This is a genomic window from Afipia sp. GAS231 (assembly GCF_900103365.1).
Classification (GTDB): domain Bacteria; phylum Pseudomonadota; class Alphaproteobacteria; order Rhizobiales; family Xanthobacteraceae; genus Bradyrhizobium.
On sequence record NZ_LT629703.1, the window covers coordinates 7,238,145 to 7,255,981 of the forward strand.

Here is a 17,837-nt window from a genome sequence, read left to right on the forward strand (position 1 = left end):
GGACACTTCAACTTCGAAGGATCCGGCGCTGCACCGGGAGGCTGAACGCGACACAACCGGGAGTATTAGCCTTCAGCACCTCGTACATACGTGGATCGGGGCTTCCGTGCAAGGGAAGCATCCGCTAAGCGTCGCTGCACGGCAACACTCAACCCTTTTCGCGGCAACGGGCTTAAGGTCCGATTAACCCTGTGGTTCTAATGCGGTATTGAGGGGTCTCCGGAGGCACCGAATCGTTGGCCAACCGCGCAAATCACCGTGTTTTGCTGGGATACGGCCTGTTGTGCGCCGCAGCATTTCTGTGCGCCGAAACGGCCGGCCCAAGCGCGGCTGAGGGGCCCGCCACGGGTTCCGCGATGACTTTACCGGTTCCCGCCGCGGGCTTCCCGATTGCCTCGGACGCCCGCTTGGCCGGGGATGCCAAGCAGACCCGTTTCATCCTCGATCTCGACCGGACCATCTCGTTTCGCGCCTTCGCGCTCGCCGACCCCTACCGGGTGATTCTCGATATTCCCCAGGTCAACTTCAAGCTTGCGGCCGGAACCGGGGCCGCGGGGCGGGGGCTGATCAAGGCGTTCCGCTACGGCCTCGTCATGCCCGGCGGTTCGCGAATCGTGTTCGATCTGACGGGACCGGCGAAAATCGCCAAATCCTACGTGCTGGAAGCTGCCAACGAACAGCCGCCCCGGCTGGTCATCGAGTTCGAGGAGGTCGACCGCACCGCCTTCGTTCAGTTGCTGGCGCCGGAGAATCGCCCCGAACTGCGGCCGGCGATTGCGGATGCCAATGCCGCTGTGGCGCGGGCCGATGGGTCGGCTACGGCCAAGCCCGTTCAAGTGAACGACACCAGGCCACTGATCGTGATCGACCCCGGCCATGGCGGCATCGACAACGGCACCCAGGCCGGCGGCGGCGACGTCATGGAAAAGAACCTGGTGCTGGGATTTGGCCTGGCGCTGCGCGACAGAATAGAGAAATCAGGCAAGTACCGCGTGGTTATGACCCGAACCGACGACACGTTCATTCCGCTGAATGACCGGGTGAAGGTGGCGCGCTCCCAGTCGGCGGCGCTGTTCGTCTCGATCCATGCCGACGCCCTGCCGCGTCATGAGGGCGATGCCCAGGGCGCTACGATCTACACGCTGTCCGACAAGGCCTCCGACGCCGAGGCCGAGCGGCTGGCCGAGAACGAAAACAAGTCCGACGCGATCGGCGGGGTGAACCTCACCGACGAACCGACCGAAGTCGCCGACATCCTGATCGACCTGGCGCAGCGCGAGACGCGAACGTTTTCAAACCGGTTCGCTCGCCTGTTGATGGGCGAGATGAAGAACACGGCGCGGATGCACAAGCATCCTTTGAAATCGGCCGGCTTCCGGGTCCTGAAAGCCCCCGACGTGCCGTCGGTTCTGGTCGAACTCGGCTACGTCTCCAACAAGGGCGATCTCGAACATCTGGTGTCGGACAACTGGCGCACCAAGACCGTCGGATCGATGGCGCAGGCGATTGATGCATTTTTCGCCAAACGGCTGGCAACTGCCGGAGCCGCCAAATGAAAAGGCGAATTAAAAGTCGAATGAAAAGCGTGCCTTCGTTTGGTCCAAGCCCTAGTTTGGCCACAGCGGCAAAGGTATAAAAAACCACCGCAGGGTCTTCGGAATCGGCCAGTATTGTGCCGGAGTATTTGTATTGTGGGCCCGGTTGATTGATAGACCGCACAACGGCTGACCGTTGGTGTAGATTTTTAGCTGCTGGCCGCTGATCACGGCGCAAGGTTGGAACGGAACTTCGAATGCGCTTGCTGGTGCGATTTCTGGGCTTCCTGTTCGCCGCCGGAACCGTCGTGTTCCTGGTGGGCGTCGCCGGCGTTGCAGGGGCGATCTGGCATTTCTCCAAGGACCTGCCGGATTATTCGCAGCTTCAGGATTACGAGCCGCCGGTCATGACGCGCGTGCACGCCTCCGATGGCGCGCTGCTCGGCGAATACTCCAAGGAGCGCCGGCTCTATCTGCCGATCCAGGCGGTTCCAAAGCTCGTCATCAACGCCTTCCTCGCCGCCGAGGATAAGAACTTCTACGAGCACGGCGGCATCGACTTCTCCGGCATGGCCCGCGCCGCTGTGGTGTACGCCCAGAACTACGGCTCCAATCGCCGGCCGCAGGGCGCCTCGACCATCACCCAGCAGGTCGCCAAGAACTTCCTTTTGACCAACGAGGTTTCGTTCGCCCGCAAGATCAAGGAAGCCTTGCTGGCGATGCGCATCGAGCGCGCCTATTCGAAGGACCGCATCCTCGAACTGTACCTCAACGAAATCTACCTCGGGCTTGGCGCCTACGGCATTGCCGCGGCCTCGCTGGTCTATTTCGACAAGTCGGTGAACGAACTCACGGTGGCTGAAGCGGCTTATCTCGCGGCGATGCCGAAGGCGCCGGGCGCGCTGCATCCCGTGCGCAACCGCGACCGCGCCGTCGAGCGCCGCAACTACGTGATCGATCGCCTGCTGGAAAACGGCTGGATCAAGCAGGCCGACGCCGACAAGGCCCGCAAGGATCCGCTGATCGTCACCAACCGCAGCAACGGCGCGCATATCTTCGCCGGCGAATATTTTGCCGAGGAAGTCCGTCGCGACATCTTCGAGCGTTACGGCGAAAAGAAACTCTACGAAGGCGGACTGTCGGTCCGCGCCACGCTTGATCCGAAGATTCAGGTGATGGCGCGCAAGACCATGGTGGCCGGCCTCGTCAATTTCGACGAGGCGACCGGCTGGCGTGGTGCGCCTTCGAAGCTGGACATCTCCGGTGATTGGGGCGTGAAACTCGCCGACATCAAATCGCTGAGCGACATCTCGCCCTGGCGCATGGCCGTGGTGCTGGAGACGTCCGACCAGTCGGCACGGATCGGTTTTCAGCCGGCCCGCGAACTCGGTGGTGCGGTCAGTAAGCAGCGGCAGACCGGCATCATTGCGATCGACGGCGTGAAATGGGCCAAGGCCGCGTCGGGACCCCAAAAGGGCAAGACGCCGACCTCGGTGGCGCAGGTGGTGGCGGCGGGCGACGTGATCTATGCCGATCCGCTGTTCGGCAAGGACGGCAACCCCGTCGAAGGTCAGTACCGGCTGCGTCAGTTGCCCGAAGTGTCCGGCGCGATGGTCGCGATGGATCCCTGGACCGGCCGCGTGCTGGCGATGGTCGGCGGCTTCTCGTTCGACCAGAGCCAGTTCAACCGCGCGACGCAAGCCTATCGGCAGCCCGGCTCGTCGTTCAAGCCGCTGGTCTATTCGGCGGCGATGGACAACGGCTACACGCCATCAACCGTCGTGGTCGACGCCCCCATCGAAATCGACCAGGGGCAGGGCGCCGGCGTCTGGCGCCCGGAAAACTACTCGTCCGGCAAATACCAGGGGCCGGTGACGCTGCGTAACGCGCTGCGGCAGTCGCTGAACACGGTGACGGTGCGGCTGGCGCAGGACATCGGCATGCCCCTGATCGGCGAATATGCCCGGCGTTTCGGTGTCTACGACGAACTTCCGAATTTCCTGTCCTATGCGCTGGGCGCCGGCGAAACCACGGTCATGCGGATGGTCACGGCGTATTCGATGTTCGCCAATGGCGGCCGTCGCGTGAAGCCGACCTTGATCGATCGCATCCAGGACCGTTACGGGCACACCATCTTCAAGCACGACGCCCGCGAATGCCGCGGCTGCGACGCGCCCGCCGGCTGGAAAAACCAGCCCGAGCCGCAACTGGTCGATCGCCGCGAGCAGGTGCTGGATCCGATGACGGCCTACCAGATCACGTCGATGATGGAAGGCGTGGTGCAGGCCGGTACGGCGATGGCCGTGAAGGAAGTCGGCAAGCCGATCGCCGGCAAGACCGGTACCACCAACGATGAAAAGGACGCCTGGTTCGTCGGCTTCTCGCCGGACCTCGTGGTCGGCATCTATGTCGGCTACGACAAGCCGCGCAACCTCGGCCGTGGCGCCACCGGCGGTCATCTGGCCGCGCCGATCGCCCGCGACTTCCTGAAACTCGCGCTGGCCGACAAGCCGCCGATTCCGTTCAAGGTGCCGGCCGGCATCAAGCTGGTTCGCGTCGATGCCAAGTCCGGCATGCGCGCCGGTCCCGGCGACGGCGGCCGCACTATCCTGGAAGCGTTCAAGCCGGGCACGGCGCCGCCGGATAACTACTCCGTCATCGGCGTGGCCGATGCCGACGGGCAGCGCACGATCATCCCGCAGGGCACCGCACCTGACGCCGGCAACATCATGCGGCCGGGAACCGGCGGGCTGTACTAGGCCCAATCGCCTGCTTGTCTGGAGCGTTCGCACCAGGACAGGCGCTGAAGGTTGCACTGCAAGAGTTGGAACGGAATTTCGGTAATGCGCTTGCTGGTGCGGTTTTTTGGTTTCCTGTTCGCTGCGGGAACGGTGGTGTTTCTGGTCGGCGTTGCCGGCGCAGCCGGCGCGATCTGGCATTTCTCCAAGGACCTGCCGGACTATTCGCAGCTTCAGGATTACGAGCCGCCGGTGATGACCCGCGTGCACGCCTCCGACGGCGCGCTGCTCGGCGAATACGCCAAGGAGCGCCGGCTCTATCTTCCGATCCAGGCCGTTCCAAAGCTCGTCATCAACGCGTTCCTCGCCGCCGAAGACAAGAACTTCTACGAGCATGGCGGCATCGATTTCTCCGGCATGGCCCGCGCCGTGGTGCTGTATGCGCAGAATTTCGGCTCGAACAGGCGTCCGCAGGGTGCCTCGACGATCACCCAGCAGGTCGCGAAGAACTTCCTTCTCACCAATGAGGTGTCGTTCGCCCGCAAGATCAAGGAAGCGTTGCTGGCGATGCGCATCGAGCGCGCCTATTCCAAGGACCGCATCCTCGAACTGTACCTCAATGAAATCTACCTCGGGCTCGGCGCCTACGGAATCGGCGCGGCGTCGCTGGTCTATTTCGACAAGTCGGTGAACGAACTCACGGTCGCTGAAGCGGCTTATCTCGCGGCGATGCCGAAGGCGCCGGGCGCGCTGCATCCGGTGCGCAACCGCGAGCGCGCCATCGAACGCCGCAACTACGTGATCGACCGCCTCTTGGAAAACGGCTGGATCAAGCAGGCCGAAGCCGAGAAAGCCCGCAAGGACCCGCTGGTCGTCACCAACCGGTCCAACAGCGCGCGTACTTTCGCCGGCGAGTATTTTGCCGAGGAAGTCCGCCGCGACATCTTCGAGCGCTACGGCGAAAAGAAACTCTACGAGGGTGGTCTCTCGGTCCGCACCACGCTCGATCCGAAGCTGCAGGTGATGGCGCGCAAGACCATGGCCGCCGGCCTCGTCAACTTTGACGAGGCGCAGGGTTGGCGCGGTGCGATGAGCAAGCTCGATATATCCGGCGATTGGGGCGTGAAACTCGCCGACATCAAATCGCTGGCCGACATCTCGCCATGGCGGATGGCCGTGGTGCTGGAAACCAGCGACCAGTCTGCGCGGATCGGTTTTCAGCCGGGCCACGAACTGGGTGGCGCGGTCAGCAGGGACCGGCAAACCGGCCTCATCCCACTGGACGGGGTCAAATGGGCGAAGCCGGTGGGTGCGGCACGCGGCAAGACGCAGGCCTCGGTGGCGCAAATTCTGTCGCCGGGTGACGTGATCTATGCCGATCCGCTGTTCGGCAAGGACGGCAACGTCGTCGAAGGCCAATATCGCTTGCGGCAACTGCCGGAAGTGTCCGGCGCCATGGTCGCGATGGATCCGTGGACCGGCCGCGTGCTGGCGATGGTCGGCGGCTTCTCGTTCGACCAGAGCCAGTTCAACCGCGCGACGCAGGCCTATCGGCAGCCCGGATCGACGTTCAAGCCGCTGGTCTATTCATCGGCCATCGACAATGGCTATACGCCCTCGAGCATCATGGTCGACGGGCCGATCGAGATCGATCAGGGACAGGCCGGCGTCTGGCGTCCGGAAAACTTTTCGGTCGGCAAATATCGCGGGCCCATCACCCTTCGCGAGGCTCTCAAGTGGTCGATCAACACCGTGACCGTGCGGCTGGCGCAGGACATCGGCATGCCCTTGATCGGCGAATATGCCAAACGCTTCGGCGTCTATGACGAATTGCCGAACTATCTCTCCTATGCGCTCGGCGCCGGCGAAACCACGGTGATGCGGATGGTCACGGCCTATTCGATCTTCGCCAATGGCGGCCGCCGCGTGAAGGCGACCCTGATCGACCGCATCCAGGACCGCTACGGCCATACGATCTTCAAGCACGACGCGCGGGAATGCCGTGGTTGCGACGCGCCCGAGGGCTGGAAGAACCAGCCCGAGCCGCAACTGGTCGATCGCCGCGAGCAGGTGCTCGATACGCTGACGGCCTATCAGATCACGTCGATGATGGAAGGCGTGGTGCAGGGCGGCACCGCGTCGGTGATGCGGGAAGTGGGCAAGCCGATCGCCGGCAAGACCGGTACCACCAGCGACGGAAAGGATGTCTGGTTCGTCGGCTTTTCGCCGGACCTCGTCGTTGGTCTCTATCTCGGCTATGACAAGCCCCGCAGCCTGGGAAGAGCGGCGCAGGGCGGTCATACCGCGGCGCCCATCGCCAAGGATTTCATGAAGCTCGCGCTTGCCGACAAGCCGCCAACCCCTTTCAAGATTCCCGCCGGCATGAGGCTGGTGCAGGTCGATCCCAAGACCGGCGCGCGCGCCAGGCCCGGCGACGGCACCAAAACCATCCTGGAGGCGTTCAAGCCGGGTACCGCGCCGACGGATAGTTACGCCGTCATGGGCGTCGGCGCCGACGATGGCAGGCTGCTCCCGATGGGGACGCCGGGCGACGTCGGCAGCGACATCATGAGACCCGGAACCGGCAGCCTTTACTAGAGCGTTGCGCTTTGCGGCATACGCCGCTACATCCGTCGCAACCATCCAGTGGCGGTCCAACCGCAGATCAGAGAGACCATGCGCGCCGAAGTCGAACGCCTTGTTGAAGAGATCGAGCAGTCAGTCGGGCTGCTGAGGAGGCATCTTTGACGTCGATGCATCCACGGCACGCCTCGCGGAGCTGAACAAGCTCGCCGAAGATCCCAATCTCTGGAACGATCCGCAGAAGGCCCAGAAGCTGATGCAGGAGCGCACCTCGCTGGTCGATGCGCTCGAAGGCATCGGCAAGGTCGAGCGCGAGCTCTCTGACAACGTTGAAATGATCGCGCTCGGCGAAGCCGAGAGCGATGAAGGCGTGGTCACCGAGGCCGAGAACGCGCTGAAGGCGCTGAAGAAGGAAGTCGCCCGCCGCGAGCTGGAAGCGCTGCTGTCCGGCGAGGCCGACAAGTTCGATTCCTATCTCGAAGTCCATGCCGGCGCCGGCGGCACCGAAAGCCAGGACTGGGCCTCGATGCTGCTGCGCATGTACACGCGCTGGGCCGAGAAGCACGGCTTCAAGATCGAATATCTCGAAGAGACCCCGGGCGAAGAAGCCGGCATCAAGTCCGCCACCATCCAGATCTCAGGGCACAACGCCTATGGCTGGCTGAAGACCGAAGGTGGCGTGCACCGGCTGGTGCGGATATCGCCGTTCGATTCCAACGCGCGCCGGCACACCTCGTTCTCGTCGGTGGCGATTTTTCCGGTCGTCGACAACTCCATCAAGATCGACATCGCCGAGTCAGACGTTCGCACCGATACCATGCGGTCGGGCGGCGCCGGCGGCCAGCACGTCAACAAGACCGAATCGGCCGTCCGGCTCACGCATATTCCGACCGGCGTCGCGGTGGTCTGTCAGGCCGGCCGCTCGCAGCACAAGAACAAGGCGCAGGCCTGGGACATGCTGCGCGCGCGCCTCTATGAAATCGAGTTGAAGAAGCGCGAAGAGCAGGCCGCCGCCGATCAGGCCGCCAAGACCGATATCGGCTGGGGCCACCAGATCCGCTCCTACGTGCTGCAGCCCTATCAGATGGTGAAGGACCTGCGCACCGGCGTGCAGACGTCGGATACGTCGGGCGTGCTCGACGGCGATCTCGATGAATTCATGGCGGCGACGCTGGCGCAACGCGCGTTCGGCACCTCGCCCGGCGCGGTCGAGGATATGGACTAACCGATAGCGTTTTCGAGCGAAGTGGGTACCGGTTCGCATAGCAATCAAGTTTACGCAGATTGCGTAGACTTATCTGCGGTAGAAAACGCGTCAAACAAACTAAGAGCGTTTTCGAGCGAAGTCGCGTCAAAACAAAGAGTCTGATCATGACCAAAGTCGCGTTCATCGGTCTTGGCAACATGGGCCATGGCATGGCCGGCCGCTATCTCGAAGCCGGCTTCGACGTCGCCGTATGGAATCGCAGCAGAGCGAAAGCCGAAGACCTGATCGCGCGCGGCGCACGCTGGGCATCAACGCCGGCAGATGCCGCCGACGGCGCCGATGCCGTGGTGACGATGGTGGCGGACGACGGCGCGTCGCGCAGCGTCTGGCTCGGCAAGGACGGTGCCGCTTCGAACATGAAACCGGGCAGCCTCGCGATCGAATGCTCGACCGTGTCGCATCAGCATGCGCTCGACATGGCGCGCGAACTGCGCGGACGTGGTCTCGTCTACATCGATTGCCCCGTGACCGGCCTGCCGGAAGCGGCCGCCGCCGGCAAGCTGACGCTCTTGGTCGGCGCCGACGCGGCCGATCTGGAACGGGCGGCGCCATATCTGTTGCCGCTCAGTACGACCGTGCGCCATTTCGGTGCGGTCGGCAGCGGCACCGTGTTCAAGCTGATCAACAACCTGATCGGGGCGGTGCAGATCGCAAGCCTCGCCGAGGGCGTTGCGATCGCCGAACAGGCCGGCCTCGACATGAAGCTGGTGGGCGAAGCGCTGGCGACGGGTGCTGTGGCGAGCCCGCAGGTGATCCGTCACTCCAAACGCATGATCGCGCGCGATTTCTCCGGCGCTTCTTTCACCTCCGCGCTGCGTCACAAGGATGCGGCCTATGCGGTGGCGCTGGCCGAGAGCCTGCTGCCCGGCGTGCCGGTCAGCCGCGCCGCGCTTGCCGCCTATGAGAAAGCGAAAGCCCACGCGCCCGACGAGGACGAGGGCAGCATGATCGCGATCGTCTCACAGCCGAAATAGCCGCGTCGCGAACGCGTGTCCGGGAATCGGGTGGGCATATCAGCCGCAGCGGAATAAACCGGCGTCATTGCAGATAAGAATCGTGATGATCGCTGATAACACGTCGATAGACGCCCGCGACTGGTCACTGCTCGGCCTGCTGTCGGTGCTGTGGGGCGGCTCGTTCTTTTTCAACGGCGTGGTGCTGCGAGAATTGCCGCCGCTGACGCTGGTTTTCCTGCGCGTGGCGCTCGCAACCGTCATGCTGTTGCCGCTGCTGTGGCTCTACCGGATCCGCTTTCCCAAGGGCGTGTCCGGCTGGAAGCCGTTTTTCGCGATCGGGCTTCTCAACAACGTGCTGCCGTTCTCGCTGATCGTATTCGGGCAGACCTATATCCCAAGCGGGCTGGCTTCGATTCTCAATGCCACGACGCCGTTGTTCACCGTCATGGTGATGGCCGTGCCCGGCGAGGAGAAGTTGAAGTCGCACCGGATTGCGGGCGTCGTCGCGGGCCTGATCGGCGTAGCCATTCTGCATGGCAACGGCCTCGGGTTCGAGAGCGGGCAGGGTTTTGGCATCCTGCTCTGTCTTGCGGCGGCCCTCAGCTACGGATTGTCGGCGCTGGTGGCACGGCGGTGGCTTGCGAACTCGCCGCCGCTTGGCACCGCGACATTCCAGATGCTGGCCTCGGCCGTGATGATGACTGTTGTCGCCGGACTGATCGAACGTCCCTGGCAATTGCCGATGCCGTCCGCCGTGACCTGGCTCGCGGTGATCGGTCTCGCGGCCCTGTCGACCGCGCTCGCCTACATCGTATTCTTTCAGATCCTGCGACGTTCCGGCGCCACCAACGTCATGCTGGTGACGCTCCTGATCCCGGTGACCGCGATCCTGCTCGGCTATCTCGTGCTGGGCGAAAAGATATCCGCGCAGGAGATTGCCGGCGCGCTGGTGATCGGCAGCGCGCTGTTGTTGATCGATGGACGGGTTCTGAAATTCTTTCAGGGTTAGGCGTGGACAAGGCATACGCCGCGCAGTTCCCATTCGGAACTGGGCAAAGCCCACCGGTTCCCGGTGGCGGGTCTTCAGCCGTCACGCTTGCTTTGCAGAAGACAGCATTGCGGCCCAACGTGATGAGGTTGGTGGGCATGATGAGCTGGGGTGTTGGCAGGCCCGGCAACCAAGTCTGACATATTGTGGATGGTGCATTTGTGCGGCTTATGGAAAGTGCACTTGTGCGGTGCACAATTCCATTGTTCAAAGCTGTGGAAAAGCGAGACAAATCCGTTGATTTTGCTAAACTTCATTTGTTGTAACAACTTATGGAGTGTTCGTATGAGTGTTAGTACAGACGTCCTAACCCGTACCCCATTTGAGTTGGATCAATTGGAGCGCGAAATCAAAGGCACGGTGGGTCCATATCGGCCGCGCGGCGCGGTTCGGCCGCTCTCGCCGATGCCGGACTACGTCGCGCACCGGAACGGCGTCAACGAGGTTGGCAAGCTGTCGGCCGAGGCCGTGGTGCGCGAATACGAAGCGGCGGTGAATGAGATCGAGGCCCTCGGAACGGAACTGCAGGACGCCGCCAACAAATGCGAGGCAATGGTGGCAGGCGTCCATAACGTGGTCGCCGAAATCAAGGAGATCGCTGCAGGGTATCGCGACCAGGGCAAGCGTTACTTCCTGCAGATCGAGGCCGTTTCGTTGATGACAACAGAAGTTCGGAACACCTGCGAAAATCTCAAGAAGAAGATCGCGGCCGAGACATTGACCCAGTGATATTTCGGCTATGGCCGCAGCTTGTGATCAGCGGCCCGTAGTTATTGCTGTGATCGTGGGGCTAATCTGAGGTGAACGGTGTTGCGCCATCCCCGCGCCTAAATGTGGTTTGTTCTATTCAATACCCAAGTCGCTCGACGTCTTGCCCCCGCTTCGGCGGGGGTTTTTTCTGGTCATGAGAGGGACAATTACTGCGCGCGGCAAGGTAATCGAGTGACCGGGCACTTCCGTTCATGGCCCCTTTTCGGACCTGAGGCGATGTCCGATGTGAGTCCGCAATACCAGGGATAGCGGACATGAATCGAGTTCGCGCACTAACCTCGATTGATGAGTACACGCCCTAGCTGGCGCGGCTCGATTTCCACGCCGCATACCAGCCGGTGAATCGCCCGCTGTCGCGCTCGCCGGTAAAGGCGCCACGGTCGTGAATGACCCGGGCAAGTCTTGCCGCGATCAGAAATTCACCTCATCATGGTAGACGATAAACGGGGCGTGGCCGACGCCGATCGACTACGTCGACAGAGAGGATCAAAAGTTGCTGTCAACCAGAGTCATTCCGCCGGATTGATCGGTACGCCAGCTCACCACCAGGAACTTCGGCCTGCCGAGCGCCTGCGCCGCAGATCGAGCAGCACTTTCAGATCGAAACACTGGCGTGAGCTTGAGTTCACAATGCGCGACATTGGTGTCGACCCCGCCGCCAATGAATAGCTCCATCGAATCGCTGATTCCCATGTTGGCTAGCAGCTGCTGCAGTGCGCCGGTTGCGGCTTGCATGGCCGCGGCGGGATCATCGAAATGGGTTTGAAATCCGATCGACAAATCGATGATGAGCAGCACGGCACTGAAGATCGCGCCGCCGAACGCCTTGTGAAACAACTCCCTGCCGATCGTGATAGCCTCAAATCCCGCTGGGGTCAGGTCGAGCCCCGGGGGGCGCTCGGCATTGAGATCGACGCAGGCATCCGGAAAGACGTCCAAGCCGTTGGTTGCCGCGTCCTGCCCGGCTGCAACGCCCTGTTGAAAGGCGTCGGTGTCCTCGACATCGCCGGGCGTCGGTAGCGAGGCCGGCGGGCCTTGGAAGCCAAAGGCGAACCCGCGCCCCCAACTTCGCGATTGCGGGCTTTCCACTTGTGGTGGGAGCAGAAACGGATTCTCAAGCATGGGTGCCTCCTGGTGCGGCGTCGAGAAAGGCGCATGACAAGGTAGACCGCCGGCCAATGGCTAGGTGTCGTGCGGGCCCGGGTTTCTTTGAATGGTGACGGTGACGGACGAGCCCCTGGGCACTAAGCTGCCCGGCGGAGGGCTGATGCCCATCACATCGCCCATACTGCCATGGCCAATGAGCGAGAATACCTCGATCAAACTGAGCCCCAGCGCAGGCGCAGAATCTGGCCCCTCTTCGGCATCGCGCATCCCGCTCCAATTCGGAATCGTCACTGGCGCGGTGTTGAAGGGCTTCTTTCTGAAGTTCAGGGGTGGCGGTGCCGGGTTGGCGACGAACATCTGCGGTGGGTCCATCTTTCCGGTCGACACCTTGATGGCGTGCGCCATCAAGCCATTCAGTGCGCCTCGATATTGACCCTGGAATTTCAGCAGATCCGTCTGTGGCGGCAGGTTCTCGAAAAACAAGTCCGCGTTCTCGCTGAGCAGGAAATCGAGGTCCGATAAGGCTTTGAGAAAACCCATCTTCTGATTGAAGCAGTCCTGCAGCACCAGCTGGCGATCTTCACGCTCTTCCGCCGTGGGTATCGGAATCGGAATGATGTCGTAGCTTGCGATCTCCACTTCGAAGCCGACCGGATGGTCGTGGACGGAGGCCGGAAAATCGCTCAGCCGCTGGAGGATTTTGGTTGCGTCGGGGCCCGTGAACGAGGCCTGACCGCCGATGCCACCCGCTTGGCTCATGAAGACCGTAACTTCGGTGCGGTTGTTCGTGTCCCGCATCGCCTGATTGAACGACGCTTGGAACGAGCCGCTGGCCACCAGCCCGTTGTATTCAGCATGCAGGCTCGCGCTCAGGCTACTCTGGTGTTCCTCGCTCACCGAAGTGATCCGTGCCACCACATCGAATTCACCGCCCGTCTTCAGCGAGCGTACGAACATGTCGCCGAACGCGGTCTTGAAATCGTCCATGCGTTGCGCTCTTACCAAGGCTGATGCGTCGTCGTTCAGCTTGAAGCCGTGGCCATGTCGAATCGCATTCTGCACATTGCAGCGGCCCGCGATGAACGATGAAAATGAGTTGACCGCATGCTGCTGAGCGAAATCAAACTTTGCGCCCCCAGAAAACAGGCCATAGCGCACGTCCATCGACGCGGAAATCCCGAGCGACTCCATCAGGCTTTCCTGCGAGGTGACGCTTTCGAAAATCGTCGTCACCTGCTGGCCGTTTGCGGCCGGGTCTTCGGCGATGTTGGTGACGTCCAGCGCAGTGCCGATGCTTTCGCGGGTTTCGGTGTTGTAGCCTTGGCCGATTTCCTGTCCGTCATAGGGAATCATTATCACTTGTGACATGGCGATAGCCTCACTGCTCTGTTGCTAGGTCCGTGCCGGGACTTCGCCGATCCGCCAGCGGAATTTCCTATCGAACAAGCCTACGCCCATCGGCTATTCTCGACTGTGAGCCAGCTAACAGTCCGGAAAATTGGTGCAGTCCGCCGTACTCGCCGCCGCATTTTCTATATTTCGAGCGTCGGCTCTGACAGCCGATCTTCGCAATGAACACGCGGGATACCGTAATGACTTTTGGTGGCACTTCACGACATGCCGTGTCGCCGCATGGTCTCGGTCAATTTGTGAGCGAAGCGGACAATGTCGCGTCCCGCCACCAAGCCTATGGGTAAACGGCCTAGTTGGGGCGGCCGGATTTCCACGCTGGATGCCACCCGGTGAACCGCCCGCTGTCGCGCTCGCCGCCGTGCCACGCCGCAAATACCGCGCCGTCGCCGGCGACCAGCAGCACGACGTCGAGGCCTTTCGAGCGCCGCAGGGTCTCGATCGCCTGCTGCGGCGTCTGGGCGATCGGGCCTGCGACGTTGAAGGATGTATTGACCGATACCTCCACACCGATGTGACGGCCGAGCGCCTTCAGGTAGGCGTAGGTGAGGGGATCGTCGTCTTCGCGCACGATCTGGATGCGGCCGGTGCCGTCAGCGTGAATCACCGCCGGAATCTTGTCGCGCGCCTGCGGCTTCGATTGCGCCGTCAGCACCATGTAATTGTAGGCGTTGTAGTCGGCGTCCGACGCGCCCGGCAGCAGATCGAAATACTCCTGTGCCGCTTCCAATGTCGCCATCGGCGCCAGCGGACGTATGGCCTCGCGGTATTTGACGCGCTCGTTGAGGCGCTCGCGCACCTCAGCGTCGCAGGGATTGGCGAGGATCGAGCGGTGGCCGAGCGCGCGCGGGCCGGTTTCGGCCGCACCCTGATGCAGCGCGATCACGCCGCCTTGGGCAACCATGAACGCCATCAGATCGGCGATAGCATCGCGGCCTTGCGGGGTCGAGACGTCGCCAATGCGCTCCGAGGCAATGTCATCGGCCTTGAGGGCGGACGTGATGTCGTCGGCCGATGGCGGCAGGCCGCAATGAAACGCATGCGTCATCGGCGCGCCGCGCGGCGCGCTTGCCAGATGCGCGAACAGCCAGGCGGCGCCGATGGTGACGCCGGGATCGCCGGGCACCGGCGGCACCCATAGATGCAGGCGGGCCTTGCGCTGCTGCGCTTGGGCGAACCAGCCCTCGTCGAAATGTTCGAGCAGCCGCATATTGCCGATTGCGTTCAGCGCCACGCCGCCGGTCAGCACCAGGCGGCTGGCACCGGTGACGCGCAACAGATGGTCGGTGACATGGATCATCGCATCCTCGAACACCAGTTGCGTCGCCGCCGCCTTGTCGAGGCGATCCCTGGTGTCGGGGCGATGATGGATGTCCTCGACCCGCAACACCGCATCCGGATTCCAGAGCTGGTCGGGCCGGAGCGGTTCGCCGAGGATGGCGGTCAGAGCCGGCTTGTAGGGGTGATCGAAGGGATCGCAATACCAGTTGGCCATCGCGCGGTTGATCCGCACTTCGCCGCCGTCGCCGAACTGCAGGACATTTCGTAGCCGCGCATAGTACGGATTGCTGGCGCGGTTCATGTCGCCCCAGGCGGCGGCGCCCATATAGCGGCCTTCGCTGGACAGCCAGGTCCAACCGCCCTGCGTCGACGAGATCACGCTGTAGAACGCGCCGAGTGAATCGAACATGCTGTCGTTGCAATAGAGTTTTCGCATCGCGCCGTTTTCAACGACGTAGAGCGAAATCGAGCCCTGGTCGCCGGTGCCGTCGAGCACGGCGACCGCGACCGGTTCGCCGTTCTCAGTGAACGGCGAGGCGGCATAGGAAAACCAGGCGTGGTTGTCGTGGTGTGGCAGGCAGATCAGCGGCACGCGTTCCGATAGACCAAGCTGGCGCGCCAGAATTTTCGGCGTCCGGGTCATCTGCTCGAGGCGGCGGCTCTCGAAGCCGGCGGCTTCCGTGGTGCGGAGCAGTTTCAGGCTCTGCGGCAATTCCTCGAGCACCGAGCGCGCCAGCGTGCCCGCCAGCGTCGGATAATCCCAGCTCGTCAGCCAGGCGTCGATGTCGCCGATGTCGCGGCCGATGCCGCGCAGCGCTGAGACCATCGCGTCGATCGAGGCGCGCGGATATTCTGTCGTGTGCTTGTTGCCGGAAAAGCGCTCTTCCTCGTTGTTGACGATCAGGCGTGGTCCGCGCGCGCGGGTCACCTCGACCAGCGCCACGCCGGAATTGTGCGTGCCGGGCGCGCCGAGGCCCGCGAGATAGACGGTATCGCCGCGCGAAAGTTTTTCGCGGATGGCGGCAATGCGCGCATCGGCGAATTCCGAGCCGAGTTGATGAAAGCCCGCAGCCCCCATCGTCTTCGCCGCCAGCCAGCGCGCGGCGCGGAATCCGGCGGCAGCGAGCTTTGGATGTCGCGGACCAATTCGTGGGTTCAGTTCCAACCGCGGGCCTTGCAATCAAAAGGAGGTGACGGCGCGATCCTGCATCAATCACAATTCACGTCAGGCAACAATGCCGTTTCATTGGGCGGAATAACCACATGCTTGCCAGCGGGCGTGCTACTTGCGACACTTGAGCAAATAAAGGCTGGGGCAAAAAAGCCTTGGGCAAAATAATACATGCGGGAGAAGACGATGCCGGTTCGTTCAAAAAACCTGTTGGCCCTGACGGCGTTTGCCGTCGCCGCTGTCGTTGCAACTTCGGCCAGTGCGCAGAAGAAATACGATGCCGGCGCCACCGATAGCGAAATCAAGATCGGCAACATCATGCCCTATAGCGGCCCGGCGTCGTCGTATGGCGTGATCGGCAAGACCGAAGCCGCGTTCTTCAAGATGGTCAACGACAAGGGCGGCATCGGCGGCCGCAAGATCGATTTCATCTCCTACGACGATGCCTACAGCCCGCCCAAGGCGATCGAGCAGGCGCGCAAGCTGGTCGAGAGCGACGAGGTGCTCCTGATTTTCCAGCCGCTCGGCACGCCCTCGAATTCGGCGATCATGAAATACATGAACGCCAAGAAGGTGCCGCAGCTCTTCGTGGCCTCGGGCGGCACCAAGTTCGGCGATCCCAAGAATTTTCCGTGGACCATGGGCTTTCAGCCCAACTACCAGAGCGAGGGGCGGATTTACGCAAAGTACATTCGCGACAATTTCCCCAACAGCAAGATCGCGGTGTTCTGGCAGAACGACGACGCCGGCAAGGACCAGTTCAAGGGCCTGAAGGACGGCCTCGGCGACAAGGTCAACATGATCATATCAGACAAGTCCTATGAGGTCAGCGATCCCTCGATCGATTCGCAGATCGTGGCGCTGCACGATTCCGGTGCCGACATCTTCTTCTCCTGGGCCGCGCCGAAGGGATCGGCGCAGGCGATCCGCAAGGTCGGCGAACTCAACTGGAAGCCGAAATTCTTCCTCGCCAATACCGCGACCTCGGTGGCCTCGGTGCTGAAGCCGGCCGGTCTCGAATATTCCAAGGGGATCATCTCGACGGCCTATCTGAAGGACCCGACCGATCCGACCTGGGACAAGGACCCGGCCGTGGTGAACTGGCGCGCCTTCATGGACAAGTATTATCCTGATGGCGACAAAACCAACGCCAACAACCTCTATGGCTATGTCCAGGCCGAGGCGATGATGCAGGTTCTCAAGCAATGCGGCGACAACCTGACGCGCGACAACGTCATGAAGCAGGCGGCCAGCCTGAAGAACTTCCACTCGGATCTGATGCTGCCGGGCATCATGGTCAATACGTCAGCCGACGATTACTTTCCGATCGAGCAGATGCAGTTGATGAAATTCAACGGCGAGGCCTGGGAACTGTTCGGTGACGTGATCACGGGCGAGGTCGGTCACGAGATGACCCGCTAGGTCAGCCCGGCTGGCCCCTTTACCGGAAGCCTGCGTCATGACGATCAGGACTGAATATCTTGCGGATCAGGAGATGCATCTTCCGCAAGTCGCCCAGTGGCAGCACGCGCAGTTCGGCTATCTGAATCCTGCCGGCACGCTCGAGCAGCGTGTCAGCAGGCTGCGCGACGCCTTGCACAGGGATCGTGTTCCAATGGCGCTGATCGCGGTTTCGGAGGAGGGGGAGCTTGTCGGGTCGGCAAGCCTTCTAGCTGCCACGTTGACCCACCAACATCTGACACCCTGGCTGTCGTCCGTATTCGTGCCGCCAGAAATGCGTGGCCGAAGCATCGCATCTGCGTTGTCGCTGCGCGCGGTCGATGAAGCGGCCCGTCTCGGATTCAAGACGCTCTATCTGTTCACGCCGCACAACGAATCGCTCTACGCGCGCCTGGGTTGGAAGACGTTCGACCGGACGGTTCACAACGGCCAGCCGCTCACCCTCATGGAACGCCCGATCGGGGCGTGAGAGCAGAACGTCGAAGGTCCGGTTGGGCCTTTTTCGCGCC

Annotated in this window: 12 protein-coding genes; 9 read left to right on the plus strand and 3 right to left on the minus strand. The window is 62.3% G+C overall.

Annotation, left to right across the window (positions count from 1 at the left end):
- Positions 1-236 precede the first annotated feature (236 nt).
- The 7 genes from BLS26_RS33950 to BLS26_RS33980 all read left to right on the plus strand — a co-directional run bounded on the left by BLS26_RS33950 (position 237) and on the right by BLS26_RS33980 (position 10,856).
- Positions 237-1,556, plus strand: coding sequence for an N-acetylmuramoyl-L-alanine amidase (locus BLS26_RS33950; RefSeq protein ID WP_092516881.1), 1,320 nt, complete (start codon positions 237-239; stop codon positions 1,554-1,556).
- 236 nt (positions 1,557-1,792) lie between these two features.
- The gene (locus tag BLS26_RS33955) at positions 1,793-4,294 is read left to right on the plus strand and encodes a penicillin-binding protein 1A (RefSeq protein ID WP_092516882.1); all 2,502 of its coding nucleotides are present in this window, start codon (positions 1,793-1,795) and stop codon (positions 4,292-4,294) included.
- Positions 4,295-4,378: 84 nt separating this feature from the next.
- A complete protein-coding gene (locus BLS26_RS33960) occupies positions 4,379-6,871 on the plus strand; it encodes a penicillin-binding protein 1A (protein ID WP_092516883.1) in 2,493 nt (830 codons plus the stop codon).
- A 78-nt stretch (positions 6,872-6,949) separates the two neighbouring features.
- Positions 6,950-8,081 (plus strand): peptide chain release factor 2 gene (gene prfB, locus BLS26_RS33965; protein WP_157676662.1). Its coding sequence is split into 2 segments (ribosomal slippage): positions 6,950-7,018 and positions 7,020-8,081, totalling 1,131 coding nucleotides; the frame shifts between segments, so codons are not numbered across the junction.
- Between the two features lie 59 nt (positions 8,082-8,140).
- Positions 8,141-9,097 (plus strand): NAD(P)-dependent oxidoreductase, encoded by a 957-nt coding sequence (locus tag BLS26_RS33970; protein ID WP_244541778.1) that lies wholly within the window; start codon positions 8,141-8,143, stop codon positions 9,095-9,097.
- Positions 9,098-9,182: 85 nt separating this feature from the next.
- A complete protein-coding gene (locus BLS26_RS33975; protein ID WP_092516887.1) occupies positions 9,183-10,088 on the plus strand; it encodes a DMT family transporter in 906 nt (301 codons plus the stop codon).
- A gap of 276 nt (positions 10,089-10,364) precedes the next feature.
- Positions 10,365-10,856, plus strand: coding sequence for a hypothetical protein (locus BLS26_RS33980; protein WP_244541779.1), 492 nt, complete (start codon positions 10,365-10,367; stop codon positions 10,854-10,856).
- 528 nt (positions 10,857-11,384) lie between these two features.
- Here BLS26_RS33980 and BLS26_RS33985 read toward each other — a convergent pair.
- The 3 genes from BLS26_RS33985 to BLS26_RS33995 all read right to left on the minus strand — a co-directional run bounded on the left by BLS26_RS33985 (position 11,385) and on the right by BLS26_RS33995 (position 15,861).
- Positions 11,385-12,020, minus strand: a complete 636-nt coding sequence (locus tag BLS26_RS33985; protein WP_157676663.1) for a hypothetical protein — start codon at positions 12,018-12,020, stop codon at positions 11,385-11,387.
- A 60-nt stretch (positions 12,021-12,080) separates the two neighbouring features.
- On the minus strand, positions 12,081-13,373 hold the full coding sequence (locus BLS26_RS33990; RefSeq protein WP_157676664.1) for a hypothetical protein: 1,293 nt from the start codon (positions 13,371-13,373) through the stop codon (positions 12,081-12,083).
- Between the two features lie 334 nt (positions 13,374-13,707).
- Complete coding sequence (locus BLS26_RS33995) at positions 13,708-15,861, minus strand: carbamoyltransferase C-terminal domain-containing protein (RefSeq protein ID WP_244541780.1); 2,154 nt, start codon at positions 15,859-15,861, stop codon at positions 13,708-13,710.
- A 192-nt stretch (positions 15,862-16,053) separates the two neighbouring features.
- Between BLS26_RS33995 and BLS26_RS34000 the strand changes: the two genes are divergently transcribed.
- Both BLS26_RS34000 and BLS26_RS34005 read left to right on the plus strand, forming a co-directional pair.
- Positions 16,054-17,289 carry an ABC transporter substrate-binding protein gene (locus BLS26_RS34000; protein WP_092518950.1) on the plus strand — a complete coding sequence of 412 codons (1,236 nt, stop codon included), beginning with the start codon at positions 16,054-16,056 and terminating at the stop codon, positions 17,287-17,289.
- A 37-nt stretch (positions 17,290-17,326) separates the two neighbouring features.
- Positions 17,327-17,797 carry a GNAT family N-acetyltransferase gene (locus tag BLS26_RS34005; RefSeq protein WP_092516890.1) on the plus strand — a complete coding sequence of 157 codons (471 nt, stop codon included), beginning with the start codon at positions 17,327-17,329 and terminating at the stop codon, positions 17,795-17,797.
- Positions 17,798-17,837 lie beyond the last annotated feature (40 nt).

Excerpts from the sequence above, each read along its gene's own strand:
- BLS26_RS33955 (WP_092516882.1), top strand. The coding sequence starts at position 1,793 with ATGCGCTTGCTGGTGCGATTTCTGGGCTTCCTGTTCGCCGCCGGAACC.
- BLS26_RS33960 (WP_092516883.1), top strand. The coding sequence starts at position 4,379 with ATGCGCTTGCTGGTGCGGTTTTTTGGTTTCCTGTTCGCTGCGGGAACG.
- BLS26_RS33975 (WP_092516887.1), top strand. The coding sequence starts at position 9,183 with ATGATCGCTGATAACACGTCGATAGACGCCCGCGACTGGTCACTGCTC.
- BLS26_RS33985 (WP_157676663.1), bottom strand. The coding sequence starts at position 12,020 with ATGCTTGAGAATCCGTTTCTGCTCCCACCACAAGTGGAAAGCCCGCAA.
- BLS26_RS33990 (WP_157676664.1), bottom strand. The coding sequence starts at position 13,373 with ATGTCACAAGTGATAATGATTCCCTATGACGGACAGGAAATCGGCCAA.
- BLS26_RS34000 (WP_092518950.1), top strand. The coding sequence starts at position 16,054 with ATGCCGGTTCGTTCAAAAAACCTGTTGGCCCTGACGGCGTTTGCCGTC.
- BLS26_RS34005 (WP_092516890.1), top strand. The coding sequence starts at position 17,327 with ATGACGATCAGGACTGAATATCTTGCGGATCAGGAGATGCATCTTCCG.